We start from the raw sequence: 19,209 nt of genomic DNA on the forward strand, positions 1-19,209 counted from the left end.
AATGTCAGCTGCTAGCCGCTTGATCGGGGTCGGTTCCTTTCGTTTCTTTGCCAAAGAACAGCAGAACCAGCGCTCCGAACACGATAGCAATGAAGAAAATAGTAAATATCGAGGTAATACTGTGATGTCTAGACACCAATAAGCCTACAAGGTATGGGCCAATGATGCCTCCAACGCGTCCAAAGGATGCGGCAAGTCCTACGCCTGTCGAGCGGACGCTAGTAGGGTAGAGCTCAGGTGTGTAAGCATACATGGCTCCCCAAGCGCCAAGATTGAAAAAAGAGAGGCTGATTCCTGCTGCAATAAGCATGGCCTCTGTACTAGCAGAGCTGAACCAAATCGCGCTAAAGGCTGTTAACAGCAAGTAAGAAACGAGAACAAATTTACGTCCAAATTTCTCGATAAAGTAAGCTGCTGTAAAATAGCCTGGAAGCTGCGCTAGTGTCATGATCAACACATATTGAAAACCTTTTACAAGACTGAAGCCCTTGAGAACCATGACGGACGGAAGCCACAAAAATATCCCGTAATAGGAGAAAACCACGATAAACCAGAGAATCCAGAGGGTAATCGTTGATTTTCGAAAATTTGCTGACCAGACGGATGTGACGCGTTCTTTGAGCGTTAATCGGCGATTTCGCTCTGCGTTGAACTGCGGTGAATCTTGAATCGCTCTTCTTAAGTATAATGCATACAAGGCTGGCAACGCGCCAATCAGAAAGGCAGCTCTCCAGCCATATGTTGGAATAACAAAATAGGAAATTAATGCCGCGATTATCCACCCGCATGCCCAAAAGCTTTCGAGCAGCACCACAGCCCGACCCCTCTCTGTAGCAGAAAACGATTCCGAAACAAGTGTGGATGCAACGGGAAGCTCCCCTCCAAGACCAAATCCAGTAATGAAACGCAGGGTGCATAACATAATGAAACCTGTTGCTAACGCGGAGAGTCCGCTTGCGACAGAAAAAATCAGAAGTGTAACCAAAAGCACGGCTCTACGACCATAGCGATCTGCACTCGCACCCGCAACCGCTGCGCCAACAGCCATTCCTATTGAATTGATAGCTGCCAATAGGCCAATTTGTTGTGCTCCCAACTTCCAATCAACAGCCAGCGCGGCGACGATAAAGGAAATAATCCCTACATCCATGGCATCGAATAACCAGCTTATTCCCGCGCTGACAAGTAATTTACGTTTTGCTGGGTCTTGCAGCAATGATGGTTTACTCATGTTCATATGCATCTCCATCCTCAAACTCCTCAAACTATTACCCCTATCTTCCGCCTATATTCCGTTTTCATACATAGAAAGTCCAAAGGATCTATATGACTTAGTTATGGGTAATTTTACCTAGTACTATTCTACTCTACAAGTCTATCAATTCAAAATATAATGGTATATAATGGGATGCGTTCCGTATTTTTGTTGTTGTATGTATGATACAGGAGGGTGGTCATGATGGTTTTATTTCGAAAAGGGGTAGCTTCCCTTTTGGCGGCGGTATGGATTGCGGCGATTGCAATTCCTGTTGGTGCTCAGGCAAACAGCGATGCAGGTGCTTATCAGGACGTGCCCGCGGATTATTATGCAAGTCAAGAGATTGCTCAACTCAAAGCGAAAGGTATCGTTGATGCCGAAGAAGACGGAGGGTTTCATCCGGACGATGCCGTTACACGCGGAGATGCCGCTAAATGGCTCAGCAAAGCGCTTAAGCTCAAAAGGCCGACATCGCTAAACGGATTTACTGACATAGCGGCAAATAGCCCATATGCAGATGCGGTTAATGCTCTGAAAGAACAAAACATTGTGCAAGGCAGCGATGGGTTGTACCAACCGGATGCTCTCCTAACACGTGAACAGATGGCGAGCTTGCTCGTTCGTGCCTTCCAACTTAAGGATAACGGTATCCAGGCATGGCTTAAGGATGAGTCCACCATCGGCAAAGCGCATCATGACGACGTCTTGAAGTTAAAGCAAAATTTTATTACTGAGCAATTAACGTTTATGCCGCAGGATCAGGTAACTCGTGCTCAGTTAGTGTTATTTTTATTCCGAACAATTTCCCAAAAAGAAGAAACGGGACAGGGTCCTGTTACACTGGATGACATTTTGCAATTGCCGAGTAAAACACAACTGCGGTTATCGCCTGATGGCAAAACGATGGCTATCTTGCAGCCTTGGGAAAACCGCATGAACCTATATATTCAAAAGGTTGGTGAGACACAAAGTACGCGAATCACCAACTCCAAAGACGAAAATATTGATAACATATTTTGGATCACAGACAAAGTAATCATTTACTTGATGGATAGCGGAGGTATGGAAAACACGCATATCCACTCTGTGAATGTGGACGGTACGGGTGATAAAGACTTAACGCCCTATTTGAATGTAAGAGCTGATCTCCTTGATGTGCTGCCTTTTAAGAATGAAAGTGACATCGAGTTATTGCTAACAATGAATAAGCGGGATTCCAAAGTGATGGACGTTTATCGGGTTAAGCTCAGTACAGGTGAAACATATATGCAGGTACAGAATCCTGGAAACGTGAAGTTTTGGGTAACAGATCATTGGGGGAAGGTTCGTGCCGCGATAGCCAGAGACGGTGAAGCTACTAGCCTTCTTTATCGTGATAATGAAAGCAAAGATTTTGATAAAATTGATACTTTTGATCGCAAGGACACATTTATTCCAGCTATGTTTACGTTCAACGATGCGCAAATCTACGCTGTTTCAAATGTAGGGCGCGATAAACAGGCTCTCGTGAAATATGACCCGCTTACCAAGAAAGAGACGGAAGTCATTTATGTAAATGATGAGGTCGATATCAATAATTTTCTTGTGTCCTATAAGAAAAAATCGATTGTGGCCGTATCCTACGAGACGGAAGACATGAAATTGCATATCTTGGATCATGAATTTGAAGAGTTATCTCACAAAATCGAGGAAAAACTGCAAACATCTCATTGGGGCTTAGTCGGATCGCCGGATAGGGACATATTGCTGCTACACACAGATAGCGATAAATCTTATGGCAGCTATTATCTCTACGACCGTACGGCGGATAAAATCGACAAAGTGGCAGACATCCAACCAAAGTTAGATGAGAAAAAGATGGCGGATATGCAGCCGATTTCTTTTAAAAGCCGAGATGGACTAACGATTCATGGGTACTTAACGCTTCCCAAAGGAACTGCTTCGACCAAATTGCCAGTAGTCGTCAATCCGCACGGTGGACCTTGGGCCCGAGACTCCTGGGGTTTCAATATGGAAGCTCAACTATTGGCGAGCCAAGGGTATGCCGTTTTGCAGCTGAATTTCCGCGGGTCATCAGGCTATGGGAAGGCCTTCATGAACGCCGGAGATAAGCAGTGGGGTAAAACGATGCAAGACGATATCACGGACGGTGTTAATTGGCTGATTAAAAGGGGGACTGCTGACCCTGATCGCGTTGCCATCTATGGAGCATCCTATGGTGGTTACGCAACATTGGCAGGGATGACGTTTACGCCTGATTTGTATGCAGCGGGTGTGGATTTTGTAGGACCTTCCAATCTCTTTACCTTCTTGAACACGATACCGCCGTATTGGTCCATGGACCGTCCGACGATGTATCAGCAGATAGGTGACCCTATCAAGGATAAGAAACTGCTTGAAGCTGCATCACCATTACTGCATGTTGACCAAATAAAAGTACCGCTAATGATCGCACAAGGTGTCAATGATCCTAGAGTGAACAGAGCAGAATCGGATCAAATGGTTGCCGAATTGCGTAAATTGGATGTAGATGTACCTTACATGCTGAAGAAGAATGAGGGACATGGGTATCAAAAGCAGGAAAATGTACGTGATTTTTATGAAGCACTTATCCATTTTTTAAATAAAAACGTGAAAAACAAGAAAAAATCTGCATAGACTTACATACAGTCCGAAGTGCCAAGAACCTCAGATCTTATGAGGTTACTTGGCCCTTTTTTTGTTTGGCGTACTCTGATTTGCTGGACATGTAGGCGGGTGATATGATTAGTGGATTAGTTCAACATGTTTATTTATTATAGGAGGCTACTGTGGACAAAATATCAATTCCTGATTTGTTTAAGAAACTAGAAACCGAAGATGTCCTATTGCTTGATGTCCGTGGCAATGAAACCGCTTCTGAATATACGCCAGAGCATAGTAACCTTCAACGCATTCATATTGAAAAAGGTGAAATTAACAATTGGTCCGAAAGTACTGCGGCTGAACTTCAAAAAATAGCTGCAGGCAAAACATTGTACGTCACTTGTTCAGGAGGCAACTCAGGGACAAATTGTGCCATTTTGCTACGCGAGAAGGGATTTAACGCTGTTGCCGTCGATGGCGGAATGCGTGCTTGGCAGGCAGAATTGTCAAAACAAGAGGGCGAAAGGGATCTCGGCTGGAATTTCGACAACAGTTACGCTCGTCTGCCTAAAATATTTTATAGCCGGCTCAATCCGGCTCCTGTTCGCTCACCAGAAATCGTTGTTTTTAACGATACACTGGCAGCTTCATTAGGGTTAAATATCCAAGGGCTTCAAGGTACGGAAGGCGCGGCGATTTTCGCAGGCAACCGAATCCCTGATGGCGCTTCGCCTCTTGCTCAAGCTTATGCAGGGCATCAATTCGGGTATTTTAATATGTTAGGAGACGGTCGGGCTAATCTGCTCGGTGAACATATTACGCCACAAGGCACCCGCGTTGATATTCAGCTGAAGGGGGCAGGCAGTACAACATACTCCCGAGGCGGAGATGGTCGAGCAGCACTTGGTCCGATGCTGCGCGAATATATCATAAGTGAGACCATGAGCGCTCTGGGTATCCCTACAACACGCAGTTTGGCGGTGGTCACAACGGGTGAGACTGTGTATCGCGAAACCGAGCAGCAAGGTGCAATTGTTACCCGGATCGCTGCTAGTCATATTCGTGTTGGTACCTTTCAGTTTGCAGCAAAATTCGGCACTCCTCAGGATCTTCAAGCAATGGCTGATTACACATTGCAAAGGCATTTTCCAGAAGTCGAAGCTGATGAGAATCAGTACCTTTCTCTGCTTCATGAAGTGATTAAGCGTCAGGCAAGTCTTATTGCCAAGTGGCAGCTCGTTGGGTTTATTCACGGTGTGATGAACACAGACAACATGGCGCTAAGCGGCGAAACGATTGATTATGGTCCTTGTGCTTTTATGGATGCGTATGACCCAGCAACGGTGTTCAGTTCCATTGATTCGCAAGGCCGCTATGCCTATGGCAATCAGCCGCGTATTGCCGCTTGGAATCTCGCGAGATTTGCTGAAACCTTATTGCCTTTATTGAGTGAGAATGAGGAAGAAGCGATTAAAATAGCTGAAAATGCGCTTGCTAGCTTTTCGGAATTGTATCACCGGAATTGGCTGTCAGGAATGAGAGTAAAATTGGGGATTTTCAACGAAGAAGTGCAAGACGTGACTCTAATAGAAGACCTGCTCAATATGATGCAGCAATATGGGGAAGACTTCACGAATACGTTCCGTGCTTTAACGTTTGATATACCGGAAGAGACGTTCCTATCTGGGACTGCGGAATTTGCTCAGTGGAATGAGCAGTGGCAGGCAAGATTAGGCAGACAGCAGGAGTCAAAAGAGATGTCAAAGCAATTGATGCGCAGCAGCAATCCAGCAATCATTCCGCGTAATCATCGGGTTGAAGAAGCTATAGAAGCAGCTGTGAAACGTGGAGACTACAGTGTGATGGAGCGGCTTCTTTATGTTCTTTCAAGTCCATTCGCACACTCGGAGGAACAATCGGAATATACCGCACCACCAGCAGGGACTACGCGTCCTTATCGGACATATTGCGGAACCTAAGATAGCAAAGTAGAACGATGGGGATGTCACATGGATAATCAGATAACGATTCAAGCTTTGAAATATGGGAATCACCTTCATTATGAATGGAACACGACCCTATTGGAGAAGACGGATGCTCACATTTTTGTCTTGGGCCAAAAGGGAAGACCGTTACATCATTATACGAAGCAAAAAGTGTTTACGATGGAGACTTGGACGATTGAATTTTTCTCATTTGAATCGTGGTTTACAGTGAGCGCAGATATCGTCGGTGGCGAGATCAAGCAGTATTATTGCAATGTTAACCAACCAGCCAAGATGGATGGTCATACGGTTTCATTCGTAGATTTAGACCTGGATTATATCCGGATAAATGGCGAATGGATGGTTGTTGATGAAGATGAGTTTGAGAGCAATGCGATCAAGTTTGCATATCCAGATGCTCTGATTCATCAAGCTCGTCAAGAATTAGAGGCTTTAAAGGAACGGGTTCGTAATAACCTGTTTCCTTTTGATGGCTCGCTTGCGAAGTATATCGCGCTTATTCCGAACGAATAGAGTAGAAAAGAGGCTTTCCCAAAGGTCATATTATGACCGTTGGAGAGCCTCTTTTTGAAGTTTATCAAACCCGCGAATGATGTAATTACCGCCGATTCCTCATGTTATTTTCCGCTAATTGATCCATATGTGTAATTAAATGGAATTTATACCGCTAATTTCACTGAATTAAGTGGATTTCGGATAGACTCGGACCAATTAGCTAGAGTTTCTACTGCTATTTCGTTCCATGTCGCTTTACAACGCATATTAACGGTAGTTTTTCCCATCTATTTTAACTAGGGAGACTTAATGTCCAGCTTAATGTGCACTAACTTCACTAATCTCAACTTGAGAAGGCAGTTCTTTGGGGGTGCGTTTCTTTGGAATGAGCACAATAATGGCTATGAGCGATAACGCCATGAAAATAACAGATCCCGTAATGGATGCTGCAGAAGCGTGAGCGAGTACGTAGCGAGCTTGGTCTTGCAGCGCTACTCCTGCAAGGGGGTGCGTTACGGCCTCGCGGCTTGCTGACCCAAACACGGTTATCAAGATAGCAAGCCCCAAGGAAGCGCCCGTTTGATGTGCGACATTCACAACGCCGGAAGCTGCACCTGCATCACTGCGTTCAACACCGGCGATACCGGATGTTGTGAGTGGGATGAAGACGACCCCAGCGCCTACGCCCAAAATGACTAATGGAATCGCGATATTTGGAAAATAGGAAGTGTCTACGGTAATGCGGCTTAACCAGATCATGCCTACAAGGGCAAGGAATACACCACCGATCATCAATCTTGTGCTGCCAAAGCGGGATATCAAACTTGGAACGGCATAGACCATGCCAAACATGACACCGGTCATTGGCAGAAAAGCAATACCAGCTACGAGCGCGTTAAAGTCTGTTACACCTTGCAAGAATTGCGTTAGAAAAAAGAACATGGCAGACATGCCGCCGACAAACAGAAGTCGCGCTAGATAGGCGCCAATGCGTTCACGGCTGGCGAACAAGCGAAGCGGTGTGATCGGTTGTTCGGCTTTCTTTTCAATACGGATAAAGACAGCTAGCAGGATAATCCCGACAATGAAAGATACGATTGTACCATAATTACTCCAGCCGTCAGAGGCTGCACGAACGAAGCCGTATACGATGGAAGTCATCCCAACCGTTGAGGTAACGGCGCCGACAATGTCGAATCGGCCAGTGAGCCGCGGTGTTTCCTTTAAATAACGTGGAGCTAAGATGATTAGTGCGATCCCAATTGGGACATTAATGAACATGCCCCAGCGCCATGAGACAAGGTCTGTTAGAATGCCGCCAAGCACAAGACCGACGCTGCCGCCAGCACCGGACACGGCGCTGTATAGGGAGATTGCACGCCTTCCGCGAAGCTCACCATAAGCAAGGCAAGCGTTGATGGTGCGGCGAATGCGGCAGCAAAGCCTTGAATGGATCGAGCGATTAGCAAGCTCTCAGCGGAATGGGCCAAACCGGCGATTAATGAGGCCAGCGTGAATAGGGCAATACCGGACATGAAGACCCTTCTGCGTCCCAACAAATCTCCGGCTCTTGCCCCAAGCAGCAGAAGCCCGCCGAAGGTTAACGAGTAAGCATTTTGCACCCAAGATAAGTCTGTTGCAGACAGGTGCAGGTTGCGTCCGATCTCAGGCAGCGCAGTAATGACAATTGAGCCGTCCAGAATAATCATAAGTTGGCATGCAAGTATAATGGCCAGAACGATCGGTGAAGCACTCGATCGTCCGTTTAATGCGGCGGGTGTGGATGAAGACATGCGTAATCTCCCTTTCATCTTTGGAGTGTTTGTTCCAACACATCATAAAGCCTGAGAAAGAAGAAGTCAACACATTTTTGGAGTGAACATTCCAATGAAATGTAAGCGAACGAGAAATAACCGTCTTTTCGCAGCTTTATACGTGAATAATCCATGAAATTACAGAATATGCATTCCGAATACTTGACGATCCCAGTTGTAAATACTAAAGTTGAGTTAACGAGGTGTGTATAATGAGTAAACGAGAAGATATATTGAATGCTACGTTGGATTTAATAGATGAAGAAGGACTACAGGCCGTTACTTTTGCAAAAATTATGAAAAGAGCGAATGTAGGCTCGGGTACCGTTTTTAATTATTTCAGCAATAAGGAAGAACTAATCAATGAGCTGTATCGGGAATGTCGAATCCTTCTAGGGGATCACCTGATGATGGGTTACGATTCTGAGTTAAGCTTATATGAGCGTTTTAAATGCCTCCATACGAATAGGATTCGTTTCGCGGTGGAATTTCCTAAACATTTCCGATTCATCGATGCGTATTCCTATTCGCCTTGCATCAAACCTGAACTACGCAAATTGGAAGATGACAGCGTTTCTCGTGAAGCGATATTGGCTCTGATTAAAGAAGGGCAGAAAAACGGCGTCATTCGGGAATTGGATGTGAATTTTTGCAATTCCATCACGTATGGGATTGTTTCCTCCATCGTCAAAGGCTACTATGTGAAGAAATTTGAGTTAACGGATATCAAAATTCAACAGACAATAGAGGCTTCTTGGAAAGCCATTTTAGTTTGAATTTGGAGTATATATTCCAAGTATGCAGGGAATAATCAAGTTTTCATCACCCGCGCATTGCGCGGTTTTCTTTTTTTAAAAGCGATAAAAGAGGCGGTAGAGGCATGTGGGAGGTACGAAGGGAGTTTCGAGTATCCAGCACCTTTTCTTGGATATCCTTATTTATCAGGTGACTTTCCAATTGGATTGACGGATGATCAACGTACTTTATCTGTCCCCCTACTTGCACAATTTTTAAAAAGGCTTCATTCATTCCCAGTAGATCTCGCAAGAAAGAACGGAATCCAACAAGACCATAGAAATCTAACGGATATAGCCTCACGAAAAGAAAAAATGCTAGGTTTTCTAGCTGATCTTAGCGCTCATATCAAGGAAGAAGATCACCTGGCAATTGCCAATTATTTGGAGCAGCTTCATACAGAACCTGTACAGCAAAGACATATCTTCCTGCATGGGGATCTTCATTTTAAAAATATGTTAGTAGATGATCAGGGGATAATCTCTGGCATACTTGACTGGGGCGATATGAATATCGGTCACCCTGGCTGCGATTTGAATGTTGTTTATAGCTTTGTGCCTCCTGATGCTCGTGAGAGCTTTTTTGCAGATTATGGGGCAGTGGATGAAGAGACGAAGCGTCTAGCTCGCTTAATTGCTGTGTACATTCCCATGTTAATCTGGATGCAGGCAATTGACGAGAAGGATGCTGCAGTTGCCGAAGAGGCAAGAATCATTATTGCACGTGCGCTCACTGATGCGTAGAGCGTCTTCAAAGGGGACAATAAAACTATGAGCCTTCAACTTACAACGGATATTTGCCGCCTATTTAAGATCAAATATCCCATTTTTTTAGCTGGAATGGCTGGTGTTCCAGGCACTGTGAATCTGGCAGCAGCAGTTTCCAATGCGGGTGGGCTTGGCACAATAGGGGCCGCTTATATGCTGCCAGATGCAATTCGATTGGCCATTCGGGAGTTAAGGCAGCTGACGGATGCCCCCTTCGGTGTCAATCTGTTTGCAACTCGAGTTCCTGACAACAACACAAGATTGCAAGTTGTACAAGACGAGCTTAACAAGGTGCGCGGCCAACTTGGGATTGCAGAGGCCACCGCGGAGAGCGTAAGCACACCTGATTATTTCGAGGAGCAAATCCATGTTTTGCTGGAAGAGAAGGTTCCAGTCATTAGCACTGCATTCGGTGTTCTTTCCGAGTCCCATATGCATAAGGCAAAATCGGCCGGCTTACGTGTCGTGACGATGGTCACAACTGTGAATGAAGCGATCTTGGCTGAACAGGCCGGTTGCGATGCGATTGTTGCACAAGGCAGTGAAGCGGGGGGCCATCGCGGCACTTTTGACATTTCGAGCCATCCTATGGGGGCTAATATTGGCACTATTGCTTTAGTACCGCAAATCGTCGATCACGTTCAGATTCCTGTTATTGCCGCTGGAGGCATTATGGATGGCCGGGGACTCGTCGCTGCTCTTGCCCTTGGCGCCCAAGGTGTACAGATGGGAACCCGGTTTCTGACGGCCTTGGAATCAGGTGCGAATGTGGCGTATAAGGAAGCGCTCCTGAAAAGTACGGAGGAAAGCACAGTCATCACGAAGGCATTCTCAGGTCGCCCAGCAAGAGGCATCGTGAACTTGTTTATACGACAATGGGACGAGAGTGGTGTTGAGCCGCTTCCATTTCCTACTCAGAATACGATCACTAGAGATATCCGTAATGCTTCGGCTGACCAGCGGAATGCGGAATATATGTCTTTATGGGCAGGGCAAGGGACAAGAATGCTGACGGACGGGGAGAAAGCTGAGAGTCTCCTAACGGAGATCATCCAACAGGCGAGTTCGATTCTCAAGTAAAGATAAGAAGCAATCGGAGGGTAAGCTGCCGATTGCTTCTTTTTGATTTAGATCGATGAGCTTCCGAGTCGGAATTGTCCGGGCGTGGTGTTTTCAAATTTTTTAAACACTTTGAAAAAGTGCCGCGGATTTTCATAGCCGACAAGCTCAGCAATGGTGTTGATCGGCCAGTCAGGGTGATCCTGCATGAACTGCTTGGCTTTGGTAAGACGAAACGTATGTAAGTAGTGAAGAAAGGTAAGATCCATTTCTTTGCGAAACAGCATGCTGATATAATTCGGATGCATCTGCACATGGTCGGCAACAACATCGAGAGATAGATCCAGTTTATAATTTTGTTCTACGAAGGAAACGATTTTATCGATAGCTTGCGTATGAGGCTGTTGGTGCTCAAGTTGCTCAGGTCGCTCAGGTCGCTCAGGTCGCCGATCAAAGGGAAGGAGCTGGCCTGTGATTTTCGAATCTGCTGCTGCGTTCAGCATGGTTCCAATTCTAGGGTAGTGAGCGCTTACAAGGCTAATAAATAGTTCACGAAGCTTGATGTGACAGTTATCGCTGCCTGAGAAATGAAGATGCAGGGACTGCATATCCTTTTCGATTTGTTCTAGGGTTATCCGCTGAGCAATCGCTCGATCGCTCTTTTGGACAAGAGTCAATTCACCGCTAATGGATTCAGATTCTTTTTGATATACGGTCATGCTGCAGTTGGTGAAGTGCCGGTTGAATAACATCGAAGCCACTGCTTCCATGTACAGCTCCCGGAAGCTATCTATATCACTTCTTCTGCCGCTTCCACCAATACGAAGTCTACTGCTTTTTGTATAAAACAGATCGCCACATGCAAGCTGAAGTTCGGCCTCTGTTGGTACATGCAAACCGTTCATGATGAGAACGGCTTGCTGCAAAAATCGGGATTGAAAGGAATAAGCTTTGAAATTCATCTCGGAAAGTAAATTACATAGACGTTCAAGGCTCTCTGATGTCAACAGCGCCGTGTTATCGTAGGCTTGAAATACTAGAATTGTCGTAAACGGATCAGGAAGGAGGGTGTGCAACTGCTCTGGCTTGAGCGGCATGTCTTCAAAAGGCGTATTGTAAAGGATATGTTCTTTCAGCATCAGCAGGTCATGTTCTCTCATCTGACGCTGTTCCAACCGAATGGTCTGTTCGACCTTCTCGAGCACGCCAAGCAGTTCAACTTTATTAATAGGCTTTAATAAATAATCCACAACTTGGTATCGCAGAGCTTGCCTGGCATACGCAAAGTCGTCATAGCCGGTAATAATAACGAAGCGGTTACCAAGATTTCGAGCTTGTATCTCCTTAATAAGGGCGAGCCCGTCCATTTCAGGCATATGAATATCCGTGAGGATCAAATCGGGATGAAAGGATGCCAGCTTGTGCAGCGCATCAATGCCATCGCCAGCTCCGATGATCTCGGTAAAAGAGGTATTCCCTTTTTGAATCATACGGATGATGCCATTCAATATGATAGGTTCGTCATCGACAACCATGAGCTTCATTGTGCTGCCCCCTTACCTAATTTGAGTAAGCAAGTCGTTCCCTCGTTAAGCTTGCTCGTTATTTGGATACCCGAACCTTCGCCGAAGAACATCAGTATACGTTCATTGACATTCACGATGCCAAGACCGCCGCCGCCGTTCTGAAGATGTGAAGCCTCTATTTTTCCACTCACAACACCTTGAATCCGAGCAAGCCGTTCTTCCGCAATACCTGCGCCCGTGTCACTAACTGCTATAAACATGAACATGGCATCTTCCCAAATACGAATGGAGAGGGTAACTTGTTTCCTGACGGTAGCAATCCCATGGACGATACTATTTTCAATCATTGGCTGTAAAATGTAGTGGGGACAGATAAAGTTATCGATAACAGCGTCAATCATGAAAGTTACTTGAAGCCGATCAGCGAGCCTGATTTGCTGAATTTTGATATAGTCATTGACGTTTTCAACCTCTTCTTTCAAGGTCGTTTCATTTTTCGAACCCGATAAACTGTAGCGGAATAGCTTGCCTAGCGTATAAGACATTTCTGCAGCTTCCGGATCATCATTGGCTTCAGCGATCATGCGGATGGATTCTAGCGTATTGTACAGGAAATGAGGTTTGATTTGTGCCTGCATCATTTGATAAGCGGATTCTTTCCTCAGCATTTCGGATCGGTGCACGGTATTAACCAGCTCGTCCATACGCCGGATCATAGCATTATAAGAGGAGGTCAGATGCCCGACTTCGTCTTTATTAATTTCTCCTATGTACAGTGGAAAATGGTTTTCGTCGACTCGCCGCATATGCTTGGAGAGCTTCAAGATCCGTTTCGTAATGGAACTTGCGATCAAATAGTACATACCAGACAGAGTCAATAAGAGAATCGTTACCAGCATGACGAGCACATATTTGTTCTTCTTGATCCCGCTAAAGACATCGTCAACTTGCTCCATCATGACAAAATGCAGCTTCAAACTGTCGGCAAAAAAGGATTCGATCAGCATTTTATTTCCGCCTACCGTTTGATAGAAGTACTTCGTTTTTGCTTGGAACGCATCGTCCATAATCGCTTTTTCTGACTCCTTGTTTAAAGGAATTTTTTCAATGCGCGAGATGACTTGATGGTCCTGATCAAGCACATATAAATTGCTCTTGCTATTTAAATTTAACGATTCAAACAATGGTTTAATTAACTTGGAGGTCACTTTAATATCGAGTAGACCAATGTCCTGTTCAAAATTCCGATTCCCTATTTTGTGAACATAATGGAGGTTGATGTTTGGATCGGATACACTGCTCGAAGTAACCCATTTCCCTACACCAAGCGGAAGCCTTTTGATGCTTTCTTCCAGCTTAAACTCGTCCATTTTGGCCATTTCCGGTCGGAATATCATACCGTTTTGCTGTTCCATATAGATGGTCATGCCATCAATCATGCGATTGGAAGACAAGATATAGGAAAATAAGGGGCGGATATAGGTCAAAAAGTTGGAAACTTGATCAAAATCGGTACGATAATTCCCGCTTAAATAGGCGATTGTATTCGAATTATTTTGAAATAGCTGATAGGCTGACTCGATCTGCACGGTGCTAATACTGATATTATTTAACACTTGATTCACGATTTTCTGTCTGCCTTGCGCGTATTCTTCTAGGAAGCTGTTATAGTTCTGGTTATAAAGGAACAGTCCGAACGAGATGATCGGAATGAAAATGATCACGATGTAGCCTATCGCCATTTTTTTAACAATGGACAAGTTCTGATAGTTGAAGGCAAGTTTCTTTGGAATGAGGCACACCACCTTATGAATGGACAGTTCATCTTAAAAATGATCCCTATAAATTTGTTCGACAGTCCTTTATGATAGTCCTTGTAAGCGCTTAAAAAAAGGGATAACTTACAAGCAGCTTGGAGGGAGAGTTACCATGAGTATAGCAGTTAGAATGGTGAAGAAAAATTGGCAGCTCTATCTGATTATCCTGCCATCACTTCTATATTTACTAATTTTTAAATACGTACCGATGGCTGGCGTGCAAATTGCTTTCAAAAATTATGTGGTTACCAAAGGGATTTGGGGAAGTGATTGGATTGGCTTTAAGCATTTCATTGAATTTTTCCGGCTGCCGATTTTCTGGCGAATTATCAAAAATACGGCCCTATTAAGCCTATATTCGCTAATTGTAGGATTTCCAGCGCCTATCATTCTCGCGTTAGCTTTGAATGAATTGAGAAATGGTGTGTTTAAGAGAGCCGTACAGCTCGTCACATTCGCCCCCTATTTCATTTCCACCGTTATCATGGTGTCGATCATCATGCTGTTTCTGTCTCCGCAGCTTGGTTTTGTTCATCTCTTGGCGGATAAGTTCGGATTTCCAGCTGAAAATATCATGTCAAAGCCGGAGTATTTCAAAACAGTCTATGTTCTCTCCGACGTCTGGCAGTTTACGGGCTATGCCTCCGTCATCTATATTGCGGCTCTGGCTGGCGTAGATCCGCACTTGTATGAGGCGGCCAAAGTGGACGGCGCATCACGATTCCAGCGGATGATTCATATCGACTTGCCGAGTCTAATGCCGACGGCTGTGATCTTGCTTATTTTAAATGCAGGGCAAATCATGAACGTAGGCTTTGAGAAAGTATATCTGATGCAGAATGCCATTAACGTTGGGACTTCCGAAGTTATTTCCACCTATGTGTACAAAATGGGGTTAGTCGGAGCGAACTTTAGTTTCTCCGCAGCGGTCGGACTATTTAATGCCGTCGTCAACTTGCTGCTGCTTATCGTAGTCAATTATGTGGCAAGGAAAAATTCCGAGACGAGTCTGTGGTAGGAGGCAGAGAAGATGATGAATCCCGAGCAAGCCATATCGTTAAAATCACAAAAATCAACGACCCGCATCGTTGAAAGCAGTATAGATCGCGTGTACCTTTTCTTCGTTTATCTGTTTTTGATCATTTGCTTAATCGTCGTAGCGTATCCCTTAATTTATATCGTAAGCTCATCATTTAGCTCATCCTCTGCTGTAATCTCAGGCAAAGTGTGGCTTCTTCCTGTTGAACCAACGCTGCGAGGCTATCAAGCGGTGTTTCAGAATCCGCAAATTTTGAAAGGGTATGGCAATTCTTTGTTCTATCTGGTCGTAGGCACGCTGATAAGCGTATCGTTGACGATTACCGCTGCCTATCCGCTTTCTCGCAAAAACTTTTATGGACGCAATGTGATTACGGCTTTGTTTGTTTTCACGATGCTTTTCAGCGGGGGGTTAATTCCTTATTATTTGACGGTAAAAAGATTGGGGATGCTCGACACAAGATGGGCGATGATTATTCCAGGCGCAATTTCAGTCTGGCAAGTGATTCTCGCAAGGACGTTTTTCCAGACATCGATTCCGTCGGAGCTTACGGAGGCCGCACATTTGGATGGATGCAGCGACTTCAAATTTTTAACGCGAATCGTTATCCCGCTATCTAAACCAATCATTGCCGTTCTAGTGCTTATGTACGCGATTGGCTACTGGAATTCTTATTTTGAAGCCTTAATCTTCTTGAAGACCGCCAACTTATATCCGCTGCAGCTTATTCTACGCAACATTCTTATCCTGAACTCGATTGATCCTACGATGATTAAAGACGTCAGGGAGCTTGCGGAGAGACAGGGCTTGAAGGAGCTGCTGAAATATTCACTGATTGTCGTCGCAAGTGCGCCTGTTCTCATTCTTTATCCTTTTGTGCAAAAGCATTTTGTGAAAGGTCTATTGATTGGTTCTCTAAAAGGCTGAATCTGGATGAAGGATGAAAGGCGGGATGCGAGGCAGCGGATAGCTCAGGTTTGCCCCCACTTTGATGGATTGGCGAAGACAAACAAGGAGGGTTTGAGTATGGGGATTAAAAGAACCAGTAGAACATGGAAATCGGTAGCCCTAATCGTATTCATTACTACGTTTGTAGTCGGCTGCACATCAGGCAGCGACGACCCGAACAGCGCTACGCCGAGTGGAGGCGGAAGTGCAGACGGAGGGAGCAACGTGAATGTAACGGGCTTTCCTATCGCCAAAAATAAGATTTCAATGAGTGCTTTCGCGCCGCAATCGGCGAACATTGCTGATTTGAATACAAATTGGTTTACCAAATATTTGGAAGAGAAGACGAATGTTCATTTGAACTGGCAGCTTGTACCAGGCGAAACTGCGGCTTTGAAGGAGAAGAAACAGCTGCTGCTCGCAAGCGGCGATTATCCGGATATTTTCATGCAAGGGGATCTAACGAAGGAAGAACAGCTGCTTTACGGCCAACAAGGTGTTCTGGTTCCGCTTAATAAGCTGATTGATCAGTATGCGCCTAATATTAAAAAGGCATTCAAAGATATTTCTTATCTGGAAAAAGCGATTACTGCGCCGGATGGCAACATCTATGCGATTCCATCGGTGAATGAATGCTATCATTGCCAATTCTCCGCCAAAATGTGGGTGAACTCCAAATGGCTGCAGAAGCTAGGTCTGAGCGCGCCGAAGACGACGGATGATTTCTACAATATGTTGAAAGCCTTTAAGGAAAAAGATCCGAACGGCAACGGCAAAGCTGATGAAATTGCATTCACGGGTTCACCAACCGGCTGGCACACGGATATTGAAACTTTCGTCATGAACGCGTTCGTTTACTTCAATGCCGATAATAACTATTTCGTGTTAAATGGCGGCAAGCTGGGAACTTCTGTTGACCAGCCAGGTTTCAAAAAAGGGCTGCAATATTTGAATAAATTGTATGCAGAGGGCTTGATCGATAAGGAAGCATTTACGCAGAAATCGGATGCGCTTTCACAAAAAGGGAATAGCCCTGACACAGCCATTGCAGGGGCAATTCCGGCAGGTTGGTTCGGTGAATTCACTGATGCATCGCCGGCGGCAACTCGCCACAAAGACTATGATCCGATTGCTCCGTTAACGGGACCAGATGGAGCCTCGTTCACCGCGCATTACATCGGTATTGGAAATTCCGTCTTCGCCATTACGAACAAAAATAAAAATCCGGAAGCAGCCATTCGTTTGGCGGATTATCTGTACACAGAAGAGGGAACAACGATGTCCAACTCTGGGGAGGAAGGCCGCAACTGGGTGAAAGCGGATGCTAATGATAAAAACACACGTGGAACTGCCGCTAAGTTCAAGGTAAAAGAAACTTCCTACGGTGTAGGCCAGGTACAGAACGACCATTGGAACCAAATGGGACCGAACCTTCGTTCAGCCGAATATCGTGAAACATCGTATGCAGCCAGCCAGGACATCTATACGATGGATGGCTTGGAGACACGTTTGTACAAAGCTACGAAGGAAAAGTACGAAGGGCATCAGCCGAAGGAAGAGTTCCCGACCGATATTTTCTTGACGAATGAACAAGCGAATCAGGTCAAGCAATTAAAGCCGATTATTACGGATTATGTGAAACAATCCATGCTGCAGTTCATTATGGGAGCCAAAAGCATTGATAAGGATTGGGATGCATATTTGAAAGGCCTGAAAGATTCCGGTATGGATCAATTCATCAAAATTTATCAAGACGCGTACGACAAAGTGTATAAAAAATAACGGCAAGCCCCACTCTTATCAGCTTTTGAGAAAGGAAGACTGCGGATGCAGCGCACGTTGGTAGAAGAATATCGCGGAGGAGTGCTTGAGTGTACGCATGCTGGACATATATGCGGAGTCGACAACTCAGGGAAGATTCGCTATGCCATCGGTAACCCGCTCCATCTGACGTATTTGCGTTCAGCCGCCAAACCGTTTCAAGCGATCCCTATAGTTCAGCACGGTATCGACAAGAAGTTTGGCTTTACGGACAAGGAGACGGCGGTCATGGCGGGATCGCACCGAGGCGAACCGTTCCATATTGAAGTTGTCGAATCTATGCTTCACAAGATTGGGCTTAGTGAAGATGCGCTAGTCTGCGCTTCGACCTATCCGTTGAATGTGAATGCAAGGGATAACGTCGTGCGGCTTAACGGCTCTAAGCGGAGGGTATATCATAACTGTTCCGGCAAGCATACAGGGATACTGGCCATGTGCAAAGGGTTGGGCTATGATATCGGATCCTATTGCGACCCGGATCATCCAGCCCAAAGGCAAATCCTGCACACACTCGCAGCGTTATCCGAGGTACCGGAAGAGCAAATCCCGCTGGGCACGGACGGCTGCGGATTCCCTGTCTTCGCTCTTCCGCTCGATGCATTAGCAAGGGCTTATCTGAAACTGGCAGTCCCTAGCCTAATTCTTGACGCATCGCTTAGAAGCGCCGTAGAAAGAGTGACCGCACTGATGAGCGAGCATGGAGAAATGATCGCGGGAACAGATTTTATATGCTCCGTGCTGCTGCGAGACTCGAACATTGTGGCCAAGGGAGGCGCGAAAGGCGTTTACTGCTTCGCTCTGAAAAAGGAACGTGCAGCCTTCGCGTTGAAAGTACTGGACGGCTCTGAGGAGGAATGGCCGCTAATTGTCGCAACCATTCTGGAGCAGATCAACTACTCGAACCGTGCGACCGTAGTCGACTTATACCGGATTTCGCAGGTGAACATAAAGAACGACGCTAGTAAATCTGTCGGATACAGCAAAGCAGTATTTGATCTATCTTAAGAGGTTCTAACACGATTTTCACAAGAGAGCTGTTATGGAACTGTGGGATTTTAGTGGAACGCAGCAAATAACGCCGATTACTCCTGATAATATCCGCAAGTGACGCACTTTTACCCAACTAACTGGAATTTTGCAGCTAGAATAAAGAGTGGACACCTCAATAAGAGAATTCGATAATGAATATATCAGGAGGTGTTCCCATGGGTGAACAACGGAAACGTTATAATGAAGAAT

The 19,209-nt window shown here is 45.4% G+C and carries 15 protein-coding genes; 10 read left to right on the forward strand and 5 right to left on the reverse strand.

The annotated features are described in order from the left end of the window. Nucleotides 1-4: 4 nt before the first annotated feature. Complete coding sequence (locus AC58UW_RS22890) at nt 5-1,231, reverse strand: MFS transporter (protein WP_497422911.1); 1,227 nt, start codon at nt 1,229-1,231, stop codon at nt 5-7. A gap of 225 nt (nt 1,232-1,456) precedes the next feature. Here AC58UW_RS22890 and AC58UW_RS22895 point away from each other — a divergent pair, with 225 nt between their 5' ends. The 3 genes from AC58UW_RS22895 (at nt 1,457) to AC58UW_RS22905 (ending at nt 6,402) form a co-directional block, all read left to right on the forward strand. Further along, nucleotides 1,457-3,916, forward strand: a complete 2,460-nt coding sequence (locus AC58UW_RS22895) for a S9 family peptidase (RefSeq protein ID WP_497422912.1) — start codon at nt 1,457-1,459, stop codon at nt 3,914-3,916. A 152-nt stretch (nt 3,917-4,068) separates the two neighbouring features. Beyond that, on the forward strand, nt 4,069-5,862 hold the full coding sequence (locus AC58UW_RS22900; protein ID WP_497422913.1) for a protein adenylyltransferase SelO family protein: 1,794 nt from the start codon (nt 4,069-4,071) through the stop codon (nt 5,860-5,862). Between the two features lie 30 nt (nt 5,863-5,892). Next, entirely contained in the window at nt 5,893-6,402 is a 510-nt protein-coding gene (locus tag AC58UW_RS22905) for a DUF402 domain-containing protein (RefSeq protein WP_497422914.1), read from the forward strand. A gap of 300 nt (nt 6,403-6,702) precedes the next feature. Here the strand turns inward: AC58UW_RS22905 and AC58UW_RS22910 are convergent, their stop codons facing one another. After that, nucleotides 6,703-7,740 (reverse strand): MFS transporter, encoded by a 1,038-nt coding sequence (locus AC58UW_RS22910; protein ID WP_497422915.1) that lies wholly within the window; start codon nt 7,738-7,740, stop codon nt 6,703-6,705. Continuing rightward, entirely contained in the window at nt 7,692-8,177 is a 486-nt protein-coding gene (locus tag AC58UW_RS22915; protein ID WP_497422916.1) for an MFS transporter, read from the reverse strand. Before AC58UW_RS22915 ends, AC58UW_RS22910 begins: the two co-directional genes overlap by 49 nt. Before the next feature lie 233 nt (nt 8,178-8,410). Between AC58UW_RS22915 and AC58UW_RS22920 the strand changes: the two genes are divergently transcribed. Genes AC58UW_RS22920 through AC58UW_RS22930 form a run of 3 tightly spaced genes read left to right on the forward strand, consistent with a single transcriptional unit; the run spans nt 8,411 to nt 10,840 of the window. Next, entirely contained in the window at nt 8,411-8,974 is a 564-nt protein-coding gene (locus AC58UW_RS22920; protein WP_497422917.1) for a TetR/AcrR family transcriptional regulator, read from the forward strand. 57 nt (nt 8,975-9,031) lie between these two features. Next, the gene (locus AC58UW_RS22925) at nt 9,032-9,736 is read left to right on the forward strand and encodes a phosphotransferase (protein ID WP_497422918.1); all 705 of its coding nucleotides are present in this window, start codon (nt 9,032-9,034) and stop codon (nt 9,734-9,736) included. 27 nt (nt 9,737-9,763) lie between these two features. Further along, complete coding sequence (locus tag AC58UW_RS22930; RefSeq protein ID WP_497422919.1) at nt 9,764-10,840, forward strand: NAD(P)H-dependent flavin oxidoreductase; 1,077 nt, start codon at nt 9,764-9,766, stop codon at nt 10,838-10,840. A gap of 47 nt (nt 10,841-10,887) precedes the next feature. Here the strand turns inward: AC58UW_RS22930 and AC58UW_RS22935 are convergent, their stop codons facing one another. Then, nucleotides 10,888-12,363: a response regulator gene (locus AC58UW_RS22935; RefSeq protein ID WP_497422920.1), complete on the reverse strand. Its 1,476-nt coding sequence runs from the start codon at nt 12,361-12,363 to the stop codon at nt 10,888-10,890. Continuing rightward, a complete protein-coding gene (locus tag AC58UW_RS22940) occupies nt 12,360-14,105 on the reverse strand; it encodes a sensor histidine kinase (protein WP_497422921.1) in 1,746 nt (581 codons plus the stop codon). Before AC58UW_RS22940 ends, AC58UW_RS22935 begins: the two co-directional genes overlap by 4 nt. A gap of 169 nt (nt 14,106-14,274) precedes the next feature. Here AC58UW_RS22940 and AC58UW_RS22945 point away from each other — a divergent pair, with 169 nt between their 5' ends. From AC58UW_RS22945 to AC58UW_RS22960, 4 genes are all read left to right on the forward strand, one after another. Beyond that, nucleotides 14,275-15,180, forward strand: coding sequence for an ABC transporter permease (locus tag AC58UW_RS22945; RefSeq protein ID WP_497422922.1), 906 nt, complete (start codon nt 14,275-14,277; stop codon nt 15,178-15,180). 12 nt (nt 15,181-15,192) lie between these two features. Then, nucleotides 15,193-16,128 (forward strand): carbohydrate ABC transporter permease, encoded by a 936-nt coding sequence (locus AC58UW_RS22950; protein WP_497422923.1) that lies wholly within the window; start codon nt 15,193-15,195, stop codon nt 16,126-16,128. Nucleotides 16,129-16,227: 99 nt separating this feature from the next. Next, a complete protein-coding gene (locus AC58UW_RS22955) occupies nt 16,228-17,931 on the forward strand; it encodes an ABC transporter substrate-binding protein (protein WP_497422924.1) in 1,704 nt (567 codons plus the stop codon). A 45-nt stretch (nt 17,932-17,976) separates the two neighbouring features. Then, entirely contained in the window at nt 17,977-18,975 is a 999-nt protein-coding gene (locus AC58UW_RS22960; RefSeq protein ID WP_497422925.1) for an asparaginase, read from the forward strand. The last annotated feature ends 234 nt before the right edge of the window (nt 18,976-19,209 follow it).

The organism is Paenibacillus sp. J22R160, assembly GCF_059692135.1.